Raw genomic sequence first — 381 nt, forward strand, 5'->3', positions numbered from 1 at the left:
TGTCACCTATAGCTTCACCGTCACCGCCACAAACAGCGCCGGAACAGGCAGTGCTTCGGCTGCGTCAAACACGGTCACGCCCAAAAGCAGCCAAACCATCACGTTCAACAATCCCGGCGCACAAAATTTCGGCACGACACCGACATTGACCGCCTCGGCAAGCTCAAACCTGACGCCCACCTTCAGCTCATCAACCACCAGCATTTGCACCGTCACAAGTGGCGGTCTTCTGACCTTCATTTCAACGGGCTCCTGCACCATCAATGCAGATCAGGCGGGCAATGCCAGCTATCTTGCGGCAAGCACAGTTTCTCAAACATTCACCGTCAATGCAGTCGTTCCCGGTGCGCCCGGCATCGGTTCGGCCACCGCAGGGGATGC

Annotated in this window: 1 protein-coding gene; it reads left to right on the top strand. The window is 57.5% G+C overall.

The annotated features are described in order from the left end of the window. Nucleotides 1–381 (top strand): hypothetical protein (locus NAC44_RS21170; RefSeq protein WP_250943642.1); only part of this gene is annotated, 381 nt, incomplete at both ends.

The sequence above is a fragment of the Allorhizobium sonneratiae genome (assembly GCF_023700755.1).
In the GTDB taxonomy this organism is placed as follows: domain Bacteria; phylum Pseudomonadota; class Alphaproteobacteria; order Rhizobiales; family Rhizobiaceae; genus Allorhizobium; species Allorhizobium sonneratiae.